Source organism: Mesorhizobium sp. M7A.F.Ca.US.014.04.1.1 (assembly GCF_003998745.1).
Lineage (GTDB): Bacteria > Pseudomonadota > Alphaproteobacteria > Rhizobiales > Rhizobiaceae > Mesorhizobium > Mesorhizobium ciceri.
The window spans coordinates 1-685 of record NZ_RZRW01001289.1 but is presented as its reverse complement, the minus strand read 5'-3'; the positions used below and the strand labels follow the sequence as shown (position 1 = coordinate 685).

Annotated in this window: 1 protein-coding gene and 1 pseudogene; one reads left to right on the top strand and one right to left on the bottom strand. The window is 63.8% G+C overall.

The features are described from left to right. Window positions 1-373: FAD-dependent oxidoreductase (locus tag EOA22_RS36130; RefSeq protein WP_164756310.1), on the bottom strand; the 373-nt coding region annotated here is incomplete at its 3' end. Window positions 374-459: 86 nt separating this feature from the next. On the opposite strand from EOA22_RS36130, the pseudogene EOA22_RS36125 reads away from it, so the two are divergent. Continuing rightward, window positions 460-685: pseudogene (locus EOA22_RS36125) on the top strand (AraC family transcriptional regulator); the annotation flags it as partial.

The window sequence follows — 685 nt, the reverse complement described above, 5'->3', positions numbered from 1 at the left end:
GGTCCGCATCGACATCGGCCCAAATAGCGCCGCCCTCAACGAAGACACGATCGACGCCGGGCGCGACCCGCACGCCATTCATCAGCGACATGTCGATCACCAGGCCGCCGTCGCAGACGGCGTAGCCTGCAACATTGTGGCCTCCCGAGCGGATCGCGATCGCCAGCCGCTCTTCGCGCGCGAAATTCACCGACGCCTCGACATCGGCAAAACTCCGGCAGCGCGCGATGAGAGCGGGACGTCGGTCGATCATGCCGTTCCAGACGATCCGCGTCGTGTCATAGGATGGGCTCGACGGCTCCAGCACCTCGCCGCGCATGATGGAACGGAAGCTTTCGATGCTCGATGCTGCAAGGGTAGCGGTGGCGGCCATGTGGCGGTCTCCTCGTTTCACACACGCTAGCGCGGCGCGGGCACGGCCGCTAAAGTCGAAAATGCTGAAAGGCGGTCATTTCTGCCATGGTTGAACAGATCGGCCCATTGAATGTGGCGATCCTTGCCGTTCCGGAGGCTACCGCCTCCACGATCTACGGCATGTTCGACCTGTTTTCCTCGCCCGGCAGGGATTTCCTGTTCATAACCAGCGGTGCGGCGGGCACGCCGCGCATGCGGCCCTATGTGGTTGCTGGGGACGGCAGCCCGTTTCGCGCTGCAAACGGCATCTGGGTGCGCCCAGATCACAGCC